Genomic DNA, 18,083 nt, shown 5'->3' with positions numbered 1-18,083 from the left:
CTGCTCCGGATAAAACACGACAGGTAGATTAGTGCATCATGCCAATAAGCGGAACACAGCCAGGTCCGAGCAAGAAGTCGCAGCCGACCTTTCGTGACCGCGCTCACCAACACACCGCGGCGAGTGCGTTTGTGCGCGATGCGGATCGCTACCACGATGCGCGTCCGTCGTATCCTCGTGAGGTTGCCGAGTTGTTCGACGGCGCCGATGTCGTGTGCGACGTCGGCGCCGGCACTGGGAAATTAACGCAGTTGCTTATCGACGACCACCGCACCGTCTATGCATGCGACCCCTCCCCCGACATGACGCGGGTACTCCATCACCAGTTGCCGGAGGTGCCTGTGTGGCGGGCGACGGCGGAAGCGACGGGGCTCGCGGACAATGCCGTCGATGCGTTCGCGTGCGCACAGACCTGGCACTGGGTAGACCCGGCAGAGGCCAGCGCTGAGGCAGACCGCGTCATTCGCGATGGCGGATCTCTCGTTTTGTGTTGGAATACGCTCGCGGTACATCACCCTTGGGTGCTGCGGCTCAGCCGCATCATGCACTCGGGTGATGTGCAGCGCGAAGGCTTCTACCCCACCGTGCACGCCCCGTGGCAACTCGAGCGCGAGGTTCGCACCGAGTGGGTCGACCAGATCCCGGTGGAACACTGCTTCGAGCTCATGGCAACACGCTCGTACTGGCTGAAAGCCTCCGAGCGCACCCGGGCAAAGATGGAGGCGAATCTGACGTGGTACCTCTACGAGCGCCTCGGGTTCGATGAGGGACAAATCATCCCGCTGCCCTACCGCACGGACGCGTTTGTGTACCGGCGATAGGGCGGGCTGCTAAAACAAGTCGGTCCGCTTCTCAATCCCGAAGAAGTGGAAGATCTCCTCGGTCACGTCGATGCCACGATGCGCAGCCCACGGTCCGGTAGGCCACTCGTGGCCCATGCCCTCCACTCGGTGGTGCAGGGTACGAGCCTTGTCGCCATTGCGACGCTCAAACGCGGCAACCACTTCGGGAGCGCCGAGAATGCCGTCCTCAGCGGGGCTGCCGTATCCCGGCCGGACCTCGCCGTTATATGGCACTACGTCGTCGTGGGTGCCGTGGATGTTGAGGTAGTCCACCGGCTCGGCTGCCTCGATCTGCGCCTCGGTGCAGCGCACAGCCGCAGACACAGAGGCAACACCCGCGAAGGTATCGCTGAGCGTCGACAAGTAGACCGCGAGACCGCCACCATTGGAGAAACCAACGGCGTAAATGCGTTCGGGGTCGATGTCGAAGTGTTCGCTGGTTTGGGCGATGATGTCGTCGATACGCGCCTTGTCCTGCTCAATCGTGTTCAGCGCATACGGCGCAGGAGCCCACGCCAGACCGGCACCCGTCGGCGCAACGACCACTGCGTTGGCCTGCACGAGGCCGGTACCGCCGAGGAAGTTCCGCCCATTATCGCCACGACCGTGCAGCGCAACAATCAGGGGCAACGGCCCCTTCGGATCTGAGGGCGCGGAATAGACCGTCGAGTCCATAGTCCTGCCTACTTCTTTCCGCGACGCTCACGCACACGCACCGCGATGCGCACCGGAGTGCCGTGGTAGCCGAACTGCTCGCGGAACTTGCGCTCAAGGTAGCGGCGGTAACCGCCATCGAGGAAGCCCGTGGTGAACAGAATGATTGTCGGCGGGCGCGTCGTCGCCATGGTGGCAAAGAGCAGCTTGGGCAGACGGTTGTTCTTCATCGGAGGCGGGTTCGCGGCAATCGCCTCACGCAGCCAGTTGTTGAGCTGGCCGGTAGAGATGCGCTTGTCCCAGTTCTCCAGCGCTTCCTTCATCGCTGGCTCCAGGCGGTGCAGACCACGACCGGTGTCCGCGGAAATGTTGAGCTTGGTTACCCACTTCAACTGGCCCATGGTCAGGTCGAATTCGCGGTCGAACTCGTAACGACGATCCTCGTCCATCAGATCCCACTTGTTAAAGCAGATCACCATGGCCTTACCGGCTTCGAGCACCATCGAGATCACGCGCTGGTCCTGCTCGGAGATCTCCTGGGAGGCGTCGATGAGCACCACACACACTTCAGCGGCCTCGATCGTGCCGCGAGTGCGCAGTGATGCGTAGTACTCGTGGCCCTGGGCGTTCTTAACTTTCTTCCGCAGGCCGGCGGTATCGATGAACGTCCAAAGGTCCTCGTCCAACTGCACCAACTCGTCGACCGGGTCGACGGTGGTGCCGGCGACGTTGTCCACGACAGAGCGATTGGACTTGGTCAGCTTGTTCAGCAGGCTGGACTTGCCCACGTTCGGGCGGCCCACAAGTGCAACACGTCGCGGGCCCTGAGTGACCGACGCGGCAGCACGCGGAACCTCGGGGAAGTTGCGCAGGATCTCATCGAGCACGTCGGCACCGCCGCGGCCGTGCAGCGCAGAGACCGGCCACGGATCGCCAAGACCCAGCGAATAGAACTCGGCGACCTCGCCCCACTGACTGTCGGACTCAAACTTGTTTGCAACGAGGATGACAGGCACCTCAGCGCGCTGCAGGTTGCGGGCCATCACCATGTCTGTCTCGGTCACGGTGGTCTTTGCGTCGACAACCATGACGATGACGTCCGAGGTCTCCATGGCTGCCTCGGACTGGCGCGCGATCGAGGCGTGGATGCCCTTTGCGTCCGGGTCCCAGCCACCGGTGTCCTGCACCCAGAAACGACGTCCGTTCCACTCCGCCATGTAGCTCACACGGTCGCGGGTCACGCCGGGATGGTCCTCCACAACTGCTTCACGACGACCCAAGAACCGGTTTACCAGCGAAGACTTACCCACATTCGGGCGGCCCACGATAGACACCGTCGGCAACGCTTCCTTGACCACGTCCGGGCGGATGATGCCGTATTCGGCTTCGATTTCGGCCCATTCTTCGTCGGTGTAGTCGTCGGTCTCGTCGCCAGCATCGGTATCGGCGCCGAAGTCGGCCTCGCTGAACTCCGACTCATCGAAGTCCTCGAGGTCGTCGTAGTACTCAGCGTCGTCCGCATCGACCTCATAGGCTTCAAGGTCGTCGTAGCCAGAGGCATCGATGCCGGGTTGGATGAATTGAGTCTCCGGCTCGAGACCGTCTTCAATGTTCTTCTTGTCGCTCATCGTGCGCTCCTTTCCACCACGGCAGTCAGCGCAGCGAGCACCTCATCCGGGGTCATTTCAGACGTATCCACGATCTCGGCGTCGTCAGCGGGACGCAGCGGGCTGGTCTTGCGTGACGAGTCCGCCTCGTCGCGCCGCTTCACATCCGCCAACACTGCATCAAAGTCCACGTCACGGCCAGCGGCTACATCCTGATCGAAGCGACGCTTCGCACGTACTTCAGCGCTTGCCGTCATGTAGACCTTTGCCGGAGCATCCGGCAACACGACAGTGCCGATATCGCGGCCCTCCACGATCGCGCGGCCGGCCTCGCGGGCCAACTTGCGCTGCAGTTCCACAAGGTTCACGCGGACCTGCGGGATCGCAGAGACCGCAGAAACGTGCTGGGTGACTTCCGGTCCTCGGATCTCGCGGGCAACATCCTCACCTGCAAACAACACTGCGGTGGAATCCGGATCGTCGGATACCTCAAGCGGCAGATCAGCGGTCGCTTCGATCACCGCATCCGTATCAACCGGGTCGACACCAGCGCGCAAGACGGCCAGGGTGGCAACGCGGTACATCGCACCCGTATCCACATACTTCGCGTCGAGCTTCTTCGCTAACGCGCGACACATCGTAGATTTACCGGTGCCGGACGGGCCGTCCACTGCGAGAATCAGCCCGCCGTCAGCCAAGTTGGAAATCTTCTGGTCTGCCATTACATCCCCACCGCCTTGTACAGCGACGCAAGCTCGGAGGAATTGAGCGCACGCATCATGCCTGGCTTCATCTCGCCGAGCTGGACCGTGTGGAACTTGGTGCGAACCAGTCGTTGCACCGGGAAGCCAGCTTCCTTCAGCATGCGGCGCACAATGTGCTTACGGCCTTCGTGGAGCTCCACTCGGATGATCGACTGCCCATTGTGGACATCCACGATCTGGGCGTAGTCGGCCTTCGCGGGGCCGTCGTCAAGCTCAATGCCCTCCTTGAGCTGCTTGACCAGCGCATTGTTCGCCTCACCCAGGACAGTGGCCATGTAGGTCTTCGACACCTCGTACTTCGGGTGCATCAGACGATTCGCCAGTTCACCGTCGTTGGTCAACAGCAACAGGCCCTCCGTGTTGGCGTCGAGGCGTCCCACGTGGAACAGACGCTGACCCGCGGCGGTGCGCTCCGAAAGGTAGGAGCCGACCGAGGTGCGGTCAAGCTCATCCTTCATCGTCGAGTGCACGCCACGCGGCTTGTTAAACACGAAGTATTCGTGCTCCTCGTTGACGTTGATGCGCTCCCCGTCCACGCGAATGATGTCCACGTTCGGGTTAACACGCATGCCTTGCACGTTGACGATCTTGCCGTTGACCTCAATGCGGCCCTGGTCGATCATGGCCTCTGCGTGACGACGAGACGCCACACCTGCCTGCGCCAACACCTTCTGCAGGCGGATCCCCTCAGTTTTGCGGGTCTTATCCTGCGGGTTGTCGTCCCACCAGTTGTCATCCAGCGGGTGGGGCTCATTCTTCGCGGCATTTGCGCGTCGCTTGTCCAAACGGACATTCTGCTTCTTTGCCGGCTTCGCGTACGAGATGTAGAACGTTTCGTCCTTCTCGGGCTTGTCCGGTGTGCCGTCTCGGCGAGCGGGAGGAGTCATGTTTCCTCAATTCCTTTTCAGTCGTATGCGGTTTTTGGGCCGATCCTACCAGGCATCTTCGATTGCATCGATGTCCGGAAGCAGTGGCGCAAGGTCAGGAAGGCGCTCAAGCGAGTCAATGCCCAGAAGTTCGAGGAACAGCTCCGTCGTCACATAGCGGTGTGCGCCAGATTCTTGCTCAGGATCAACCTCCGCAATCAAGCCGCGCAGCGCAAGGGTGCGCATGACGCCATCAACATTGACCCCGCGCACTCCGGCAACCTGCGAGCGCGTCACCGGCTGGCGGTAAGCAACCACTGCGAGCGTCTCCATTGCCGCGCGCGAGAGTTTCTTCTGCGTGCCGTCGAGCAAGAACGCCTCGACCGCATCGGCATTTTCGGGCCGGGTATACAGCCGCCAGCCTTCTGCGGTCTCACGCAAATCAATGCCACTGCCACGGGTGTCGAGTTCTCGCGACCACGCGCGAAGGTGATCCGACACTTCCGCAGTCGTTGCTCCGAGCGCACCCGCGAGGTCCTCCACGGACACCGGCGTATCGACGACCAACAGCACCGACTCAATCCGCGAACGCAACTGCGCAACCATCGGCATGTCTTCCATACCGCCGAAGTGTAGCTGCCGGTACTGAATCGGCGCCTAGTTCCAGTTCGACGCCGCAACGACCGCCGGATCGACCTCAAGCCCGGTCCAGGACACGTCAAGTTGGCCAAGCGCTTCGGGCTGCTCTGTTTCCACCGCTCGGGCCTTGTACAACTCCAGCAGGGCGAGGAACCGGCCGACCACCTCCATGGACCTCGTGCAATCGCGTGTCAGTGCGGCGAACGTCATCCAGGTACCTGAGCCGGCGAGCTTGAGTGTGTCCAGGATCTTGCCCGCCTGCTCAGGCACGGACACAGCAACGGCGTGCAGGTGGTCGGTGCGTACTTCCTCCGGTGGTTTCGGGCGAAATACGCTGGCTGCCAGTTCCGCGAAACTCGCCGCTGTATGGCCGAGTTCCACCGGAGGCAAAAGGTCCACGAACCGGGGCTCCATGGATACGGCACGCGGGTGTCGTCGATTAGCAGATGCTTGCCACGTAGCAAACTGGTCAGCAACCTGCTGATATGCACGGTACTGCAGAAGACGTGCGAACAGGAGGTCCCGGGCCTCCAGAAGGTCGTAGTCTTCCTCCAGGTCATGATCACCACGTGGCAACAGCCGCGCAGTCTTCATGTCCAACAAGGTGGCCGCGACCACGAGGAACTCAGTGACCTCGTCAAGCGACTCCGTCTGCCCCAACGCACGGGTATACGCAATGAACTCGTCGGTCACCTCGGCGAGCGCAACCTCGGTCACGTCGAGTTTCTTCGCCTGAATCAAGCTGAGCAGCAGATCAAACGGCCCCTCGAAGTTATTCAGCGCGAGGGTAAAGCCCGTGATCTCCGGCTGGGGGTACTGCTCAGGTGCCTGGGCCACTAGCTAGTGCGCTCCAACACCTCAAGGGCCAGATTGCGGTACTGTTCCGCACCTTGCGAGTTGGGAGCCCACGTAATAATCGGCTCACCCGCGACCGATGTCTCCGGGAAACGCACGGTACGGGTAATCACGGTGTCGAAGACGCGGTCGCCGAACACCTCAACTACACGATCCATGACCTCACGGGCGTGGGTCGTGCGACGATCAAACATAGTGACAAGGATGCCCACGATGTCCAGGTCGAAGTTGATGCGGTCGCGCACCTTTTCCACGGTATCGGTGAGCAGCGCGAGACCACGGAGCGAGAAGTACTCACACTCCATGGGGATGATCACGCCCTGCGAGCACGCCAACGCATTCACAGTGAGCAAACCGAGCGACGGGCCACAGTCCAGGATGATGAAGTCGTACTCCCCGCGCACCGGGCGCAGCGCACGAGCTAGCGTGTGCTCGCGGCCGACTTCGTTGACCAGTTGGATTTCAGCCGCAGACAGGTCAATATTCGCGGGTACCAGATCAAGCCCGGACACGTTTGAGCGCTTGATCGCCGCGTGAATGCTGGCAGTGTTGTCAAACAGCAAGTCGTAGACCGTGACCTGATCCTCCTCATAGGACACACCAAGGCCAGCGGAGAGTGCACCCTGCGGGTCGAGGTCTACCAGTAGCACCTTGCGCCCTTGCTCTGCCAAGCATGCACCGAGATTGATAGTGGACGTGGTCTTACCCACGCCGCCCTTTTGGTTCACCATCGAGATGATGGTTGCGGGACCGTGCCGCTCAAGCTCCTTCGGCTTGGCAAACTCACGCCACGGCCGACCCGTCAAAAACGTCTTCTGGTCAGCCGCGTCAAACAGCGCCTCGTCCGCCATGGCCGATCCTTCCCTCGATCACGTCTAAACCCTTGACTGCAGTCATCTTACAACGCTGTGATTAGACCTGCCCACGGCTTCGCTTCCGAAGGAAGATAATCAGCAGCGCAAGTGCCGCGATAAGCGCACCACCACCAATGATGAGCGGGACAAGATCACCTACCGACGAACCCGAGTCAACGCTATCGCCTTGACCTTTGTTGTCTGCTCCCGCATACGGGTTTTCTTCATCCGTTTCGGCAGCCTGCTCAACCGGAGCATTCGTCGACGTAATCACCGCGACAAACGTCGCCGCGCCGTTCTCCACGACCTCCATAATGAACGGGTTGTCAGGCGTCTCGCCTTCCGGGTACGTCAGCGTCAACGTGCGCCCTGCGACGTTCACGTCACGCTTGACCCCTTCGATGATGTTGCCGTTGACATCGAGGTAACGCAGCTTCGCATTCGACGAGTCGTAGTTGGCATACTTCATCAAATCGCGCGCCTTACTCAACGGCACCTTGACCACGATCTCGTTGCCGTGGATCTCTCCCTCGAAATCGAGCCGCTTCGCATCCGCGGTGTCCGCCTTTTCCGCTGGCTTACGCTCAGGGCGATTGACGGCGCCGCTGCCACTGCCTGCACCCGCACCGGATCCGCCGTTCGAGGCTTCACCGTTTGCGTCGCCACCGCCGTTTGCGCCACCACCGTTGTCTTCGGCGTGGCCTCCACCACCGTGGTGCTCGGTGTTTTCTCCAGCGCCACCGCCCGCAATTTCGTCTGCATCAGTTGCCTGTCCGCCGCCCACAGCGACGAGGTTAACTGTCGCCGTGTAACCGCCGGCGCTCGCAGGCACTGCTGCGGTCGCGCCCTCTTCCGCTGGAGCGGTCACCGACACCGACGTGCCATTGGATGTGACCACCCAGCCGCCTGCGGAGTAATTCACATCCACCGGCACGCCCACATCAACCGTCGTCGTCTGCCCCGCAGGCACGGTGATCTCCGAGGGAATCATGTTCGCCATTGCATCCGGGCTTAGCCCGCCCGGGATCTGCGCCGAGGCAGGGTGTGCTCCCACACCTCCGCCAAGCCCCACGGCAAGCAGCAGGGCTGCCGGCACCGCAAGTGTTGCGCGACGTGCTCGTGCAAATGTGTACTCACTCATAAGCGCAAAAGCTTACGCACGTGGATGCGAACTACGCCAAACCTCGCGCAGGCTATCTGCTGTGACATGTGTGTAAATCTGCGTAGTCGTCACTGAAGCGTGCCCCAACAATTCCTGCACGGAGCGCACATCTGCGCCACCTTCCAGCAGATGCGTGGCAAACGAGTGCCGGAGCGTGTGCGGGGAGATCTCTTTGTCTATCCCCGCACGCTCCGCAGCCTGCTTGATTACAGTCCAGGCGCTCTGGCGAGTTAAGGCTCCACCGCGCCTATTCAAGAACAACGCGTGTGACTTCCCGGTGGCGAATACGGGTCTGCCTCGCACGAGATACGCCTCGATCGCATCTTGTGCATGCCGGCCGAGCGGGACGAGGCGCTGCTTACTTCCCTTGCCAGTCACGGTCAGAATGCCTTCAGTATCTATTGCGGCTGTCGCATCATCGACGCTCAGATCAAGCACCTCAGAAACTCGCGCACCTGTGGCATACAGCGTTTCCAACAGCGCCTTGTCGCGTAGGCCGAGGGGCTGTTCGGTCGGGCAGGCATCGAGAAGCGTCGCCACCTCCCCAATGCTCAAAGTGTCGGGTAGCTTCTCGCCAGCTGACGGTGGGGAAACTTCGGCAGCGGTATCTGCCGGCAATACGCCTTCTTCTACGCCAAAACGGTGCAAGCCTCGGGCGACAGTCAGCGCACGCGCAGCCGAAGATGCCGCGAGGGGGCGTGCGCCGTCCACCCCGCGGCGCAAGTCAGCAACGTACGCCTCTACATCGGTGGCACTGACTGTTGCCAAGTCGCTTTTCCCGGCGGCTGCCAACCATCGTGTGTACCGGTTGACGTCGCGGGTGTAGTTACTCAACGTGTGAGGGGAGACTCCCCGCTCAACAGCGAGATGCTGCAACCAGCGCGCAGCTAGTTCGTCGGCTTTTACCGCCATCTAGATGCGCTTCATATCCGGCACGATGCCACGCTCGGCTCGCCGCTTCGGCAGCGATTGCGGGCGCAACTCGAATGGCTCCGACACATCACGTGACTGCGCTTTACCCTCTGCGACACGGCAAGCAGCCAAAATGCCGCCCACGGCGATTGAGTTCACAATCTCGCCTCGAAGCACCATTTGTGCGGCCTCGCTCAGTGGCACCCACCGAAAGTCCATGTCGGCTTCTTCGTCCTCGGCGTCCGGGCGTTCCACCTCGCGCAGTTGCTTTGCGACAAATACCCGCACCGCCTCTTCCGCAAACCCCGGAGACGTCACCAAATCCACCAGCACGCCCCACTGCTCAGCCTCGAGACCGGCTTCCTCAACCAGTTCGCGCTTCGCGCATACCAACTCGTCTTCTTCGTACATGTCCAGAAGCCCCGCAGGCAGTTCAAGCAGCCGCTTGCCTACGCTGTGCCGGTACTGCTCGACGAGCGCGATGCGCCCGTCGTCGTCAAGTGCAACTACTGCCACTGCGCCGAAATGCTCGACGATCTCACGGTTAACTGGCTTGCCACCCGGCATGACCACACTGTCGCGGCGCACAGCGATGATTGGGGCGTCGATCAGTACCTCGGAGGACTCGACGGTAAATTCGTGGCTCACTCTGCCACCGCCAGCACTGAAGAAATCCTGCCGGACTCGTAGCTCACGTTGCCTACCGTTGTCACGCCGCGCAGTTCCTTTGGCGCGATGTCTTGACTAGTCAGCACGGTTTTGCCTGCATGGCCAAGTGCTTCCGCAAGGTCCTGCACCAGCTTCGCACCGAAGTCTCCGCCGGCGTCACCGGAGGCGCCATCCACAATCACGACAGCCTCCGCGGGCACGATCTCACCTTTCGTCTCGACGAAACCGGATTGTTGCAGCGTGTCAATTACGATTTTGCGATCCGAAGCCTGTGCTGGCGCTTCCTTCGTCTCAGGGTCGATCAACATAATCGACGCCAACGACTCACCCGCATGGGTGCCCGGTGAACGGTTCTCCACGCTCAACTGCGCACCGGACGGCAACGTCGACGCAATCACCGTGGACAACTCGTCGGCAGAGTTTTGCGACGTAAACTTCTCTGTCAGTTTCAACTCACCAGCATCGGAAGCGCCCGCCGCGTTGAGCAGCCACCGCACGGAATCAACATCGATATCGGCGGCCGTATGCGTACGCACGATAGCGACCGGCACCTCTTTGAGCGCTCCAGAGACGATGGACACCGACTCACTGCCCAGAAGAGCATCGGCAGCATCAAGCCGCTGCTGCGCTTCGCTGCTTTCCTTTGTCGGCTCCTCGGCTCCATCACCATTCGCGTTCCGGTCGATGTCGCTGAGAAACGCACCATTGAACAGATCCGGGCCGCCAGGAATAGCCGGCGCGAGTACCGAGGCCCCCAACACCACGCCGAGAGCTAACCCCCAACACAGACCAGCAGTGACAAGCCCACCCGTCCCTTTTTGCTTTCCCACGGTTTACTCCCCTTCCCCTGCCGGAATCCAGCCGCGCACCGTGTTGGCAACTGTGTCCCAGGTATTGACCAGGTTGTCGGCGAACGTCCCATTTCCGCCAAGCCCAACGACGAGAATGACGGCGGCAGCAGCGACCAGCAGGCCGAGTAACGCCCAGGCCCATGCGACACCGCTGGTGGATTCGACTGCGTAAAGATTCTCAATAACCGTAGAATCAACAACCTTGCGGCCGGCCTTCAAGCGAGCAAGCAACGCAGCCGGATCGGCATTCGCCGGGTCCGTGAGCATCCCGTCCAACTCCACCGGCTCGCCTACGGTGACAATCGTCTCCGCATCATGGAACGCAGCAAGCAAGATCGCGAGGTCTGTCGGCGAATCAGTCGCTGTTGGGAACGTCATCGCACCCACACCCAAGTCTTGGATACGCTCCAAGCCAGGCGCATAACCGTCTGGGTCAGCCGGCAGAATCACCCGTGCTTCAGAACGCAAGTTCTCCGACGCGACATCCGCGGGGTCACCGACAATGAAATCAGCGGCATAACCCATCTCTGCCAGCGTGTTCGCGGCGCTTCCCACACCAATGATGACCGGGGTGTACTCCCGCATAAAGTTGCGGATGCCTGTCAGACGGCGCCGCGTGTCATCCCCTGGAGAGACAACAACGACCTTGCGGTCCGCCATCGCGTCGCCAAGTTCGGGTGCGCCGACACCGTCGATAAGCAACGGCGCTTCCGAGTGGATGAACTCGATGGTGTTGCCGAAATAGGCTTCCATGTTCTCCACGAGACCTTGCTGTGCCTCAGCGAAGGAGTTGTCCACCTGCTCACGTGTGACACGCTGTGCAACACCGACGTCTTTCCTTCCGACGGTGATCGTCCCCTCTGGCGTGACCGTGACCTTCTTGCCGTCGCGGATCTTCTCGCGAACAGCGGCGTCGGCCACTTCGAAGATCGGAACGTTGGCGTCGAGAAGCAAATGCGGACCGAACGTCGGTAAGGATCCAGTGCTGTACGGCGCAAGATTGATCACCGCAGCAGGACGGCGGGCAATGAGCTGCTCTGCTAAACGACGCTGCATGTCCGGCGCATCCACAATCGCAATATCGCCTTCATGCAGGCGAGCAAGGCCTTTGCCCCGCGGTGTGCAGTCGCGCAGCGTACCGCGCAATTCCTGCGCGGGCGCTTCCCCAGTTCCAACAGTCATAGCGACCATTGTGCAACGTTGACCTGCCAGAACTGTGGAGGCGCGCGGGCTACGCCCGCATTTCCTCCACTTCGCGCTGCGCACGCTTGAACAATTCTGCCGCGTGGGCACGCCCTGTATCCGAATCATCAAGGCCCGCCATCATGCGCGCGAGCTCCTCAATCCGCTGCTCGTCAGTCAGATTGCCCACACCCGACGTCACCGCCTCGTCGCCCACGTCCTTTGACACATGCAGGTGCGTGTTCGCATACGCCGCAACCTGGGGCAGGTGCGTAACGACGATGACCTGATGCCTCAACGCCAACCTCGCCAAACGGCGCCCAATCTCCACCGCAGCACGTCCACCGACACCAGCGTCCACCTCATCAAAGACCAGCGTGCCGCCCGCCGACGACTCCGAAAGGATCACCTCAAGTGCCAGCATGACTCGTGAGAGCTCACCACCAGATGCGCTCGTGGCCAACGGCTTTGGCTCCAACGCGCTGTTCGGTGCGAGCGTGATCTCCACAGCGTCCGCACCATCGCGGCCAAACTTGGCCTCCGCCAGCTCGACGCGCAGCTGCGCCTTCGGCATGGCAAGCCCGTGAAGCTCTTCCGTCACCGCCTCCCCGAGGTTTTTGGCAGCCTTGTTGCGTGCCTTGGTCAACGCTGCCGCTCGCTTTTTTAGTTCGGCTTCAAGATCAGCAACGCGGCGCTTCAGCTCGTCGATAGCTTCTTCTGACGTATCAATCTTGCTCAGCCGTTTCCCGGCCTTCTCTCGCCACGCCAACACACCCGCGATGTCCGGAGCATATTTTCGTGTGAGCCCCTTGAGTTCCTGTTGGCGCTGCAGAAGGCGCTCTAGCTCATCCGGGTCGGTCGGAAGATCTGCGGTGAAACTACCGAGTTCCGCAGACACATCCGCAAGCACACCGGCGACCTCCCCGAGGCGCACACCAAGCTCCCGTAACTCCTCGTCACTAGCTCCTACCAACGCCGCCTGCGCCCTGCCAACAAGGTCTGATGCAGCTTCTTCCGCCTCTGCGCTGTAGCCGCCGACGGCTTCAGCACCATCAATTGCCACCAGCGCGGTCTGGGCGGCCTCACGCAGCGCATCAACATCCTGAAGACGGTTAATGGTTGCAACGAGATCGGCATCTTCGCCGTCTACGGGTGCAACTGCGTCGATTTCCTCGATTGCAAACCGCAGCCGGTCCATCTCCTGTGCCAACTCAAGGCGTTTCTCGGTGCGGTCCCTCAGATCTTTCGATGCCTCGCGCCACTGGACATAAACATCGCGATAGGAGGAGAGCTTCTGAGCGATCGCCGGTTCGAACCGGTCCAACGCCGCCAGCTGCTGTTCCGGCGCGAGAAGCCTCAACTGGTCGTTCTGGCCATGAATCGTGAGCAGATGCCCAGCAAGATCACCCAGTGTCGCGGCCGGAACCTTTCGGCCTCCTAGGTGAGCGCTCGATCGCCCCGTCGCTTTCACAGCACGTGAGACGACGTATTCGCCGTTTTCATCAGGCCCTGCACCAGCGCCCTCTGCAATCGCATGCACGGCGGACAATGTCGATTCCGGCAGATCTGCGATGCTGAGCGCGCCTTCCACCACAGCTTCCTGCGCCCCGGTTCGAACTCGGGAGGCATCAGCGCGGCCTCCTGTCAGCAGCCGCAAGCCAGTTACAACCATGGTCTTACCTGCACCGGTTTCACCGGTGAGCACCGTCAACCCAGGAGCAAGCTCCGCCGAGGCATGACGGATCACGCCCAAGTTCGAAATCGCGATCTCTGCGAGCACTCTGCCTCCTTACGCATCAACGCCGCGTACACCACGACCCGTCCGCGGGCCGCGCCAGCCGGACACCGGCAGCCGGAACTTATCCACCAGCCTGTCGGTGAACGGTTTGTCGTCCAAGCGTACCCACCGCACCGGACGCGACCCCCTACTTACTTCAACCCTCGAACCAGGAGGCACCGGGATGCGACGGAACCCATCCATTACCGCCATGGCACTCGACGTCGTGTGTTCTGACTCCACAGCAACCGTCGAGCGCGGCGAGACAACAAGTGGCTTTGCAAACAACGCATGTGCGTTATTCGGCACCACCAGCAACGCATCGAGTTCTGGCCACATCACCGGACCGCCAGCAGAAAACGCATAGGCTGTGGATCCGGTCGGCGTGGCCACCAGTACGCCATCGCAGCCAAACGACGACACAGGCCGAAAATCAACCTCCAACGTGGCATCAAGCACCCGTGTACGATCCAGATTCTCCACGCTGCATTCATTCAGCGCCCAATCCGTCCCGACGACCTGCCCCTCTTGGTCGATGACTGCCACGTCGATGGTCATTCTGTCGACAACGCGGTACGTCTTATCGACGACCTGCCTCACCGACTCCTCAAGACTCTCCGCGTCACCTTCTGCGAGGAACCCGACATGTCCGAGGTTGACTCCCAACACCGGAATATCCTGCGCCCGGGCATGCTCTGCGGCGCGCAGAAATGTTCCATCTCCGCCGAGCACCAGCACCAGCTCGCAGCCAAGCGCCGCATTGTCGTCAGCAGCGGCACGTGTCAGCCCACTGAGCACCGGATGCGTCTCAATCGCATCCATCTGTTCCTGTTCAAGCAACCGCACCGTAATGCCGGCTTCCTGGAGCATCTCCGCAGCCCTCGCTGCGGACGCGATATTCGACTCGCGGAACAAGTGCGGAACCAACAAGATCTCACGCTCAGCCGTCATTGCGGCCCCTCCTTCACGGCCTTTTGGACTGCGGCGGCGAGGGAATCGTCGTCAAGCATTGCCTCGCCTCCATCCTTTACAAGCCACAGGAAGTACTCCACGTTACCGCTCGGCCCTGGCAGAGGCGACGCAGCCACCCCACGCACGCTGAGCCCCAGCCCCTGTGCGAACTGGGCGACATCCACAGTGACTTCTTCGCGCAACTCCTGTGAACGGACAACGCCACCAGAGCCTAAACGGTCCTTGCCAACCTCAAATTGAGGCTTGACCATCGGCAACAAGTCAGCGCCATCCTCAAGACATTCCACCAGTGCCGGCAACACCAGCTTCAACGAGATGAAAGACAGGTCGCCGACCATCAGGTCCGCGAGTCCACCCATCATGTCCGGCGTCAGGTTTCGGATATTCGTCCGATCGAGCACCCGCACCCGCGGATCGTTCTGCAAGCGCCACACGAGCTGACCGTAGCCAACGTCCACGGCAACAACCTCACGTGCGCCGTTTCTGAGCAACACGTCTGTAAACCCACCTGTCGACGCGCCAGCATCCAGCGCCCTACGCCCTTCGACGCTCAGGCCACGTGGCCCGAAGGCTTCCAACGCTCCAAGTAACTTGTGCGCGCCACGAGACGCCCAGTCATCAATGTCCTCGACATTGACGCGTATCGACGCCTCTGGCTCTACCACTGTCGCCGGCTTCGACGCCACAAACCCACCGACCTCGACACGGCCCTCCTTGATCCACGTTTGAGCCTGCTCGCGCGAACGTGCAATCTTGCGGCGCACAAGCTCTGCATCCAAACGCCTCCGTTTGGGTGGCATTAGCTGTTCCTTTCTTGCAACGCATGCCCCAGTACCGCATGCGCGCGCGTCAGTGCGTCAACCTCATCGGCAAGCGATTCAGTATCTTCCGCGAGAATCGCTTCAAACTGTGACGTGACCTCCTCAGGCGTCGTATGCGGCGCCCGCGGATCCCTGGGCATGGGTGGCTTCATGTCACCACCACTGAGCTGTAGCAGCTTCAGCAGCCTCTGAGTTGGGCCGCACAAACTCCGGTGGAGTCTCCATATGCCACGCGACCTCCAAAACCGTGCGCAGGGCCTGAATCGGTGTCGCACCATCCTTGCCGTAGCTCAAAATGATGTCGTTGCCGTCGATACGTGCAGCGAAACCGCCCTGCGGTCCCGGACGCAAAACCTCTGGGTCCTCGTTGAGTCCGCGCATATCCTCCGCGATAAACGTCGGTCGCTGCTCCTTGGGCGCCTCCATGAGCGCCAACGGGCCAGAAACACCGGTAAGCACGTGCAGCGACGGAATCCCCGCCGCAACGCCACCTGCAATATCAGTATCTAGCCTGTCTCCCACGGCAAGCGGACGCTTCGCATTCATGCGTTCAGCGGCCTGAATGAACATCGCCGGCCCCGGCTTGCCCGCGCTTTCCGGAGTCACACCTGTCGCCGATGTCACCGCAGCAACCATCGAACCATTGCCGATCATCAACCCACGCTCCATTGGCAAAGACGTATCCAGGTTTGACGCAAGATAGATTGCGCCCCGCTGAATTGCCAACGCAGCTTCCGACAACTGCACCCAACCGGTCCCCGGGTTGTGGCCGTGCAGCACCGCCTTCGGATTCGCATCTGCACTATCGACGACGACGTAACCCGCATCGTCGACAAGCTGCTTAAACGACGGCGCGCCAACCACAAGAACAGGATCTCCGGGGACGAGGTGCGCCTCAGCCATCGACAACGCAGCCTGTGCTGAAGTGATCACGTCTTCGGTCTTCGTATCGAGGCCAATCTTGCCCAGCATCGCAGCCACATCCGCTGCGCTACGCGACGCATTGTTCGTCACATACATAGCCGGAATCCCCGACGCCGTAATGGCCTCTACAGCGTTTGGAATCGCCACTCCGCCATTCCACACAGTGCCGTCGAGGTCAAGCAGGAGAGCGTCGTAGTTATCCTTCAGCGCCATTGTCTAGTCCAATTCTGCGGCGCGCTCCGCCGCATCCGTGAAACCATCCGTATCAATCTTCGCAGCGTGTTCAAACCACGTCTTGGCCTCACCACGCTGGCCAGTCGCAAGAAGGGCATCAGCATATGCGTAGGAAAGACGCACTTGCTCAAATCCCTGCGAATCCAAAGAAGGATTCATGCGCTGCAGCGTCGCAAGTGCAGAATCGTGCTGACCGAGATCATGGCGTGCGCCGGCAAGCACAATCGCCAATTCGATCTTCCCCGCTTCGTCCAATTCATTAGCTTCAGGGCTACGACCAAGTTCAAGCGCCTTCTGAGGTCGGCCCAAGCCACGCTCCGCATCAGCCATCACAGCTAGCAGCCCCGGGCCACCAGACATCCGCCGCGCCGCACGAAGTTCTGAAAGCGCTTCCTTCCACTCACCAGCGCGATATGCAACTACGCCAGCAGTCTCACGGACAACGCCGACACGACCAGCACGGTTCTTCGCGGCGCGGGCGTGCTCAAGTGCGAGCTTCGGATCGTCTTCCAGGAGATCAGTAGCCATCAGCATGTGCTGTGCAACGCGTTCCGCATTGTCCTTGGAAAGCACCTTGAGGTCCTGCAGCACAGACGGGTCAAGGTCGTTAATATCCAGGCCCGACGGCAAGTCAGGTTCGCGCTCCTTCTGCGCCATCCGTTCCTCGCGGTATCCCTCACGATATGGGTTCGAGCGATCGTGGCGGACACGGTTGTCCTGCCCGCCGTGGCCCGGGTGGCCGCCCTTACCGTGGGGCTTGCCACGGCCGCGGCCACCACCGTGACCGCCGCGTTTATTGTCGCCGCGTGCTCCACCGTAGCGATCCTCGCGACGTCCGCGCTCTCCGTCGCCAAATTCACGACGACCACGAGACTGCCCGCGGTTATTCCTACCGCGACGGTCTCCGCCACCACCATAAGAACGTTGACGTCCCTGGTTATCTCCGTTGCCGGCCTCTGCCATGGAATCCCTCCAATTCGTATCCAAGCCATTATAGGGATGCTCAACACAGTTATGCTGATCCCCCTCAGCCGAGCGGACTTGGCGAGCATTCGACTCCGTAATGGGCTATCAAGGATTCGTTCTCCGCATTGCGGTTACGTCCCTCTCCTGGCTGTGCTGTATGCAAAACCCGACGTCATATCTTTCGCTGACTTGGGCAGAGTGTAAAACGCTGCGGCCGTGAAGCTTCATTTTGCATTTACGACTGTGTGCTGGTGGCTTTAGTCGAGTCTTCGGTGGCGTGAAGTCGCTTCGCTCCGCATTGCGGACAAGTGGGTAGACACCAACTATTTCCTTGTATCGGCTGGGCTACTTTTCCAAGAGCGCCGCCGCTGGCATCGACTCCGTGCTCCGCATTGCGGACTAGTGGGTGTACGCCAACTATGCAGTGGCATAGTCAGGCACGCAATGTTTCTGACTCTGTATTGCGGTCTGGTGGGTGTGCACCAATGTTGCTGTTGTCGGCGAGGGTTAAGCGACAAAATGTGTGTCCGGA

Annotated in this window: 19 protein-coding genes; 1 reads left to right on the top strand and 18 read right to left on the bottom strand. The window is 61.0% G+C overall.

What is annotated here, in order from left to right:
* The first annotated feature begins 38 nt into the window (after positions 1-38).
* Entirely contained in the window at positions 39-821 is a 783-nt protein-coding gene (locus tag HMPREF2617_RS00125; RefSeq protein WP_070838969.1) for a class I SAM-dependent methyltransferase, read from the top strand.
* A gap of 9 nt (positions 822-830) precedes the next feature.
* Here the strand turns inward: HMPREF2617_RS00125 and HMPREF2617_RS00120 are convergent, their stop codons facing one another.
* From HMPREF2617_RS00120 to HMPREF2617_RS00040, 18 genes are all read right to left on the bottom strand, one after another.
* The gene (locus tag HMPREF2617_RS00120) at positions 831-1,517 is read right to left on the bottom strand and encodes a CE1 family esterase (protein WP_070570258.1); all 687 of its coding nucleotides are present in this window, start codon (positions 1,515-1,517) and stop codon (positions 831-833) included.
* 8 nt (positions 1,518-1,525) lie between these two features.
* Positions 1,526-3,124 carry a ribosome biogenesis GTPase Der gene (gene der, locus HMPREF2617_RS00115; RefSeq protein WP_070838967.1) on the bottom strand — a complete coding sequence of 533 codons (1,599 nt, stop codon included), beginning with the start codon at positions 3,122-3,124 and terminating at the stop codon, positions 1,526-1,528.
* The gene (gene cmk / locus HMPREF2617_RS00110; protein WP_070484761.1) at positions 3,121-3,825 is read right to left on the bottom strand and encodes a (d)CMP kinase; all 705 of its coding nucleotides are present in this window, start codon (positions 3,823-3,825) and stop codon (positions 3,121-3,123) included. Before cmk ends, der begins: the two co-directional genes overlap by 4 nt.
* A complete protein-coding gene (locus tag HMPREF2617_RS00105) occupies positions 3,825-4,754 on the bottom strand; it encodes a pseudouridine synthase (protein ID WP_070423219.1) in 930 nt (309 codons plus the stop codon). The genes cmk and HMPREF2617_RS00105 overlap by 1 nt, the downstream gene beginning before the upstream one ends.
* Before the next feature lie 45 nt (positions 4,755-4,799).
* Entirely contained in the window at positions 4,800-5,354 is a 555-nt protein-coding gene (gene scpB, locus HMPREF2617_RS00100) for an SMC-Scp complex subunit ScpB (RefSeq protein ID WP_070423220.1), read from the bottom strand.
* A 36-nt stretch (positions 5,355-5,390) separates the two neighbouring features.
* Positions 5,391-6,209 carry a segregation and condensation protein A gene (locus HMPREF2617_RS00095; RefSeq protein WP_070423221.1) on the bottom strand — a complete coding sequence of 273 codons (819 nt, stop codon included), beginning with the start codon at positions 6,207-6,209 and terminating at the stop codon, positions 5,391-5,393.
* On the bottom strand, positions 6,209-7,078 hold the full coding sequence (locus HMPREF2617_RS00090) for a ParA family protein (protein ID WP_070423222.1): 870 nt from the start codon (positions 7,076-7,078) through the stop codon (positions 6,209-6,211). Before HMPREF2617_RS00090 ends, HMPREF2617_RS00095 begins: the two co-directional genes overlap by 1 nt.
* A 61-nt stretch (positions 7,079-7,139) precedes the next feature.
* Entirely contained in the window at positions 7,140-8,222 is a 1,083-nt protein-coding gene (locus tag HMPREF2617_RS00085) for a hypothetical protein (RefSeq protein WP_246821664.1), read from the bottom strand.
* 12 nt (positions 8,223-8,234) lie between these two features.
* The gene (gene xerD, locus HMPREF2617_RS00080; RefSeq protein ID WP_070423223.1) at positions 8,235-9,155 is read right to left on the bottom strand and encodes a site-specific tyrosine recombinase XerD; all 921 of its coding nucleotides are present in this window, start codon (positions 9,153-9,155) and stop codon (positions 8,235-8,237) included.
* Positions 9,156-9,803, bottom strand: coding sequence for an NUDIX domain-containing protein (locus HMPREF2617_RS00075; RefSeq protein WP_070484760.1), 648 nt, complete (start codon positions 9,801-9,803; stop codon positions 9,156-9,158).
* Complete coding sequence (locus HMPREF2617_RS00070; protein ID WP_083279531.1) at positions 9,800-10,654, bottom strand: copper transporter; 855 nt, start codon at positions 10,652-10,654, stop codon at positions 9,800-9,802. Before HMPREF2617_RS00070 ends, HMPREF2617_RS00075 begins: the two co-directional genes overlap by 4 nt.
* A gap of 3 nt (positions 10,655-10,657) precedes the next feature.
* Positions 10,658-11,866 (bottom strand): putative cytokinetic ring protein SteA, encoded by a 1,209-nt coding sequence (gene steA / locus HMPREF2617_RS00065; RefSeq protein WP_092102479.1) that lies wholly within the window; start codon positions 11,864-11,866, stop codon positions 10,658-10,660.
* Positions 11,867-11,906: 40 nt separating this feature from the next.
* Positions 11,907-13,637, bottom strand: coding sequence for a DNA repair protein RecN (gene recN, locus HMPREF2617_RS00060; protein ID WP_070838965.1), 1,731 nt, complete (start codon positions 13,635-13,637; stop codon positions 11,907-11,909).
* Between the two features lie 9 nt (positions 13,638-13,646).
* Entirely contained in the window at positions 13,647-14,585 is a 939-nt protein-coding gene (locus HMPREF2617_RS00055) for an NAD kinase (RefSeq protein ID WP_070451574.1), read from the bottom strand.
* Positions 14,582-15,406, bottom strand: a complete 825-nt coding sequence (locus tag HMPREF2617_RS00050) for a TlyA family RNA methyltransferase (protein WP_070423228.1) — start codon at positions 15,404-15,406, stop codon at positions 14,582-14,584. Before HMPREF2617_RS00050 ends, HMPREF2617_RS00055 begins: the two co-directional genes overlap by 4 nt.
* Complete coding sequence (locus HMPREF2617_RS11970) at positions 15,406-15,567, bottom strand: hypothetical protein (protein ID WP_168168318.1); 162 nt, start codon at positions 15,565-15,567, stop codon at positions 15,406-15,408. Before HMPREF2617_RS11970 ends, HMPREF2617_RS00050 begins: the two co-directional genes overlap by 1 nt.
* Before the next feature lie 13 nt (positions 15,568-15,580).
* Entirely contained in the window at positions 15,581-16,564 is a 984-nt protein-coding gene (locus tag HMPREF2617_RS00045) for an HAD-IIA family hydrolase (RefSeq protein ID WP_070423229.1), read from the bottom strand.
* A gap of 3 nt (positions 16,565-16,567) precedes the next feature.
* The gene (locus HMPREF2617_RS00040) at positions 16,568-17,548 is read right to left on the bottom strand and encodes a hypothetical protein (RefSeq protein ID WP_083292055.1); all 981 of its coding nucleotides are present in this window, start codon (positions 17,546-17,548) and stop codon (positions 16,568-16,570) included.
* Positions 17,549-18,083: the final 535 nt, after the last annotated feature.

This window comes from Corynebacterium sp. HMSC070H05 (assembly GCF_001837615.1).
Classification (GTDB): Bacteria; Actinomycetota; Actinomycetes; order Mycobacteriales; family Mycobacteriaceae; genus Corynebacterium; species Corynebacterium coyleae.
This window is presented reverse-complemented; position numbering and strand designations above follow the sequence as displayed.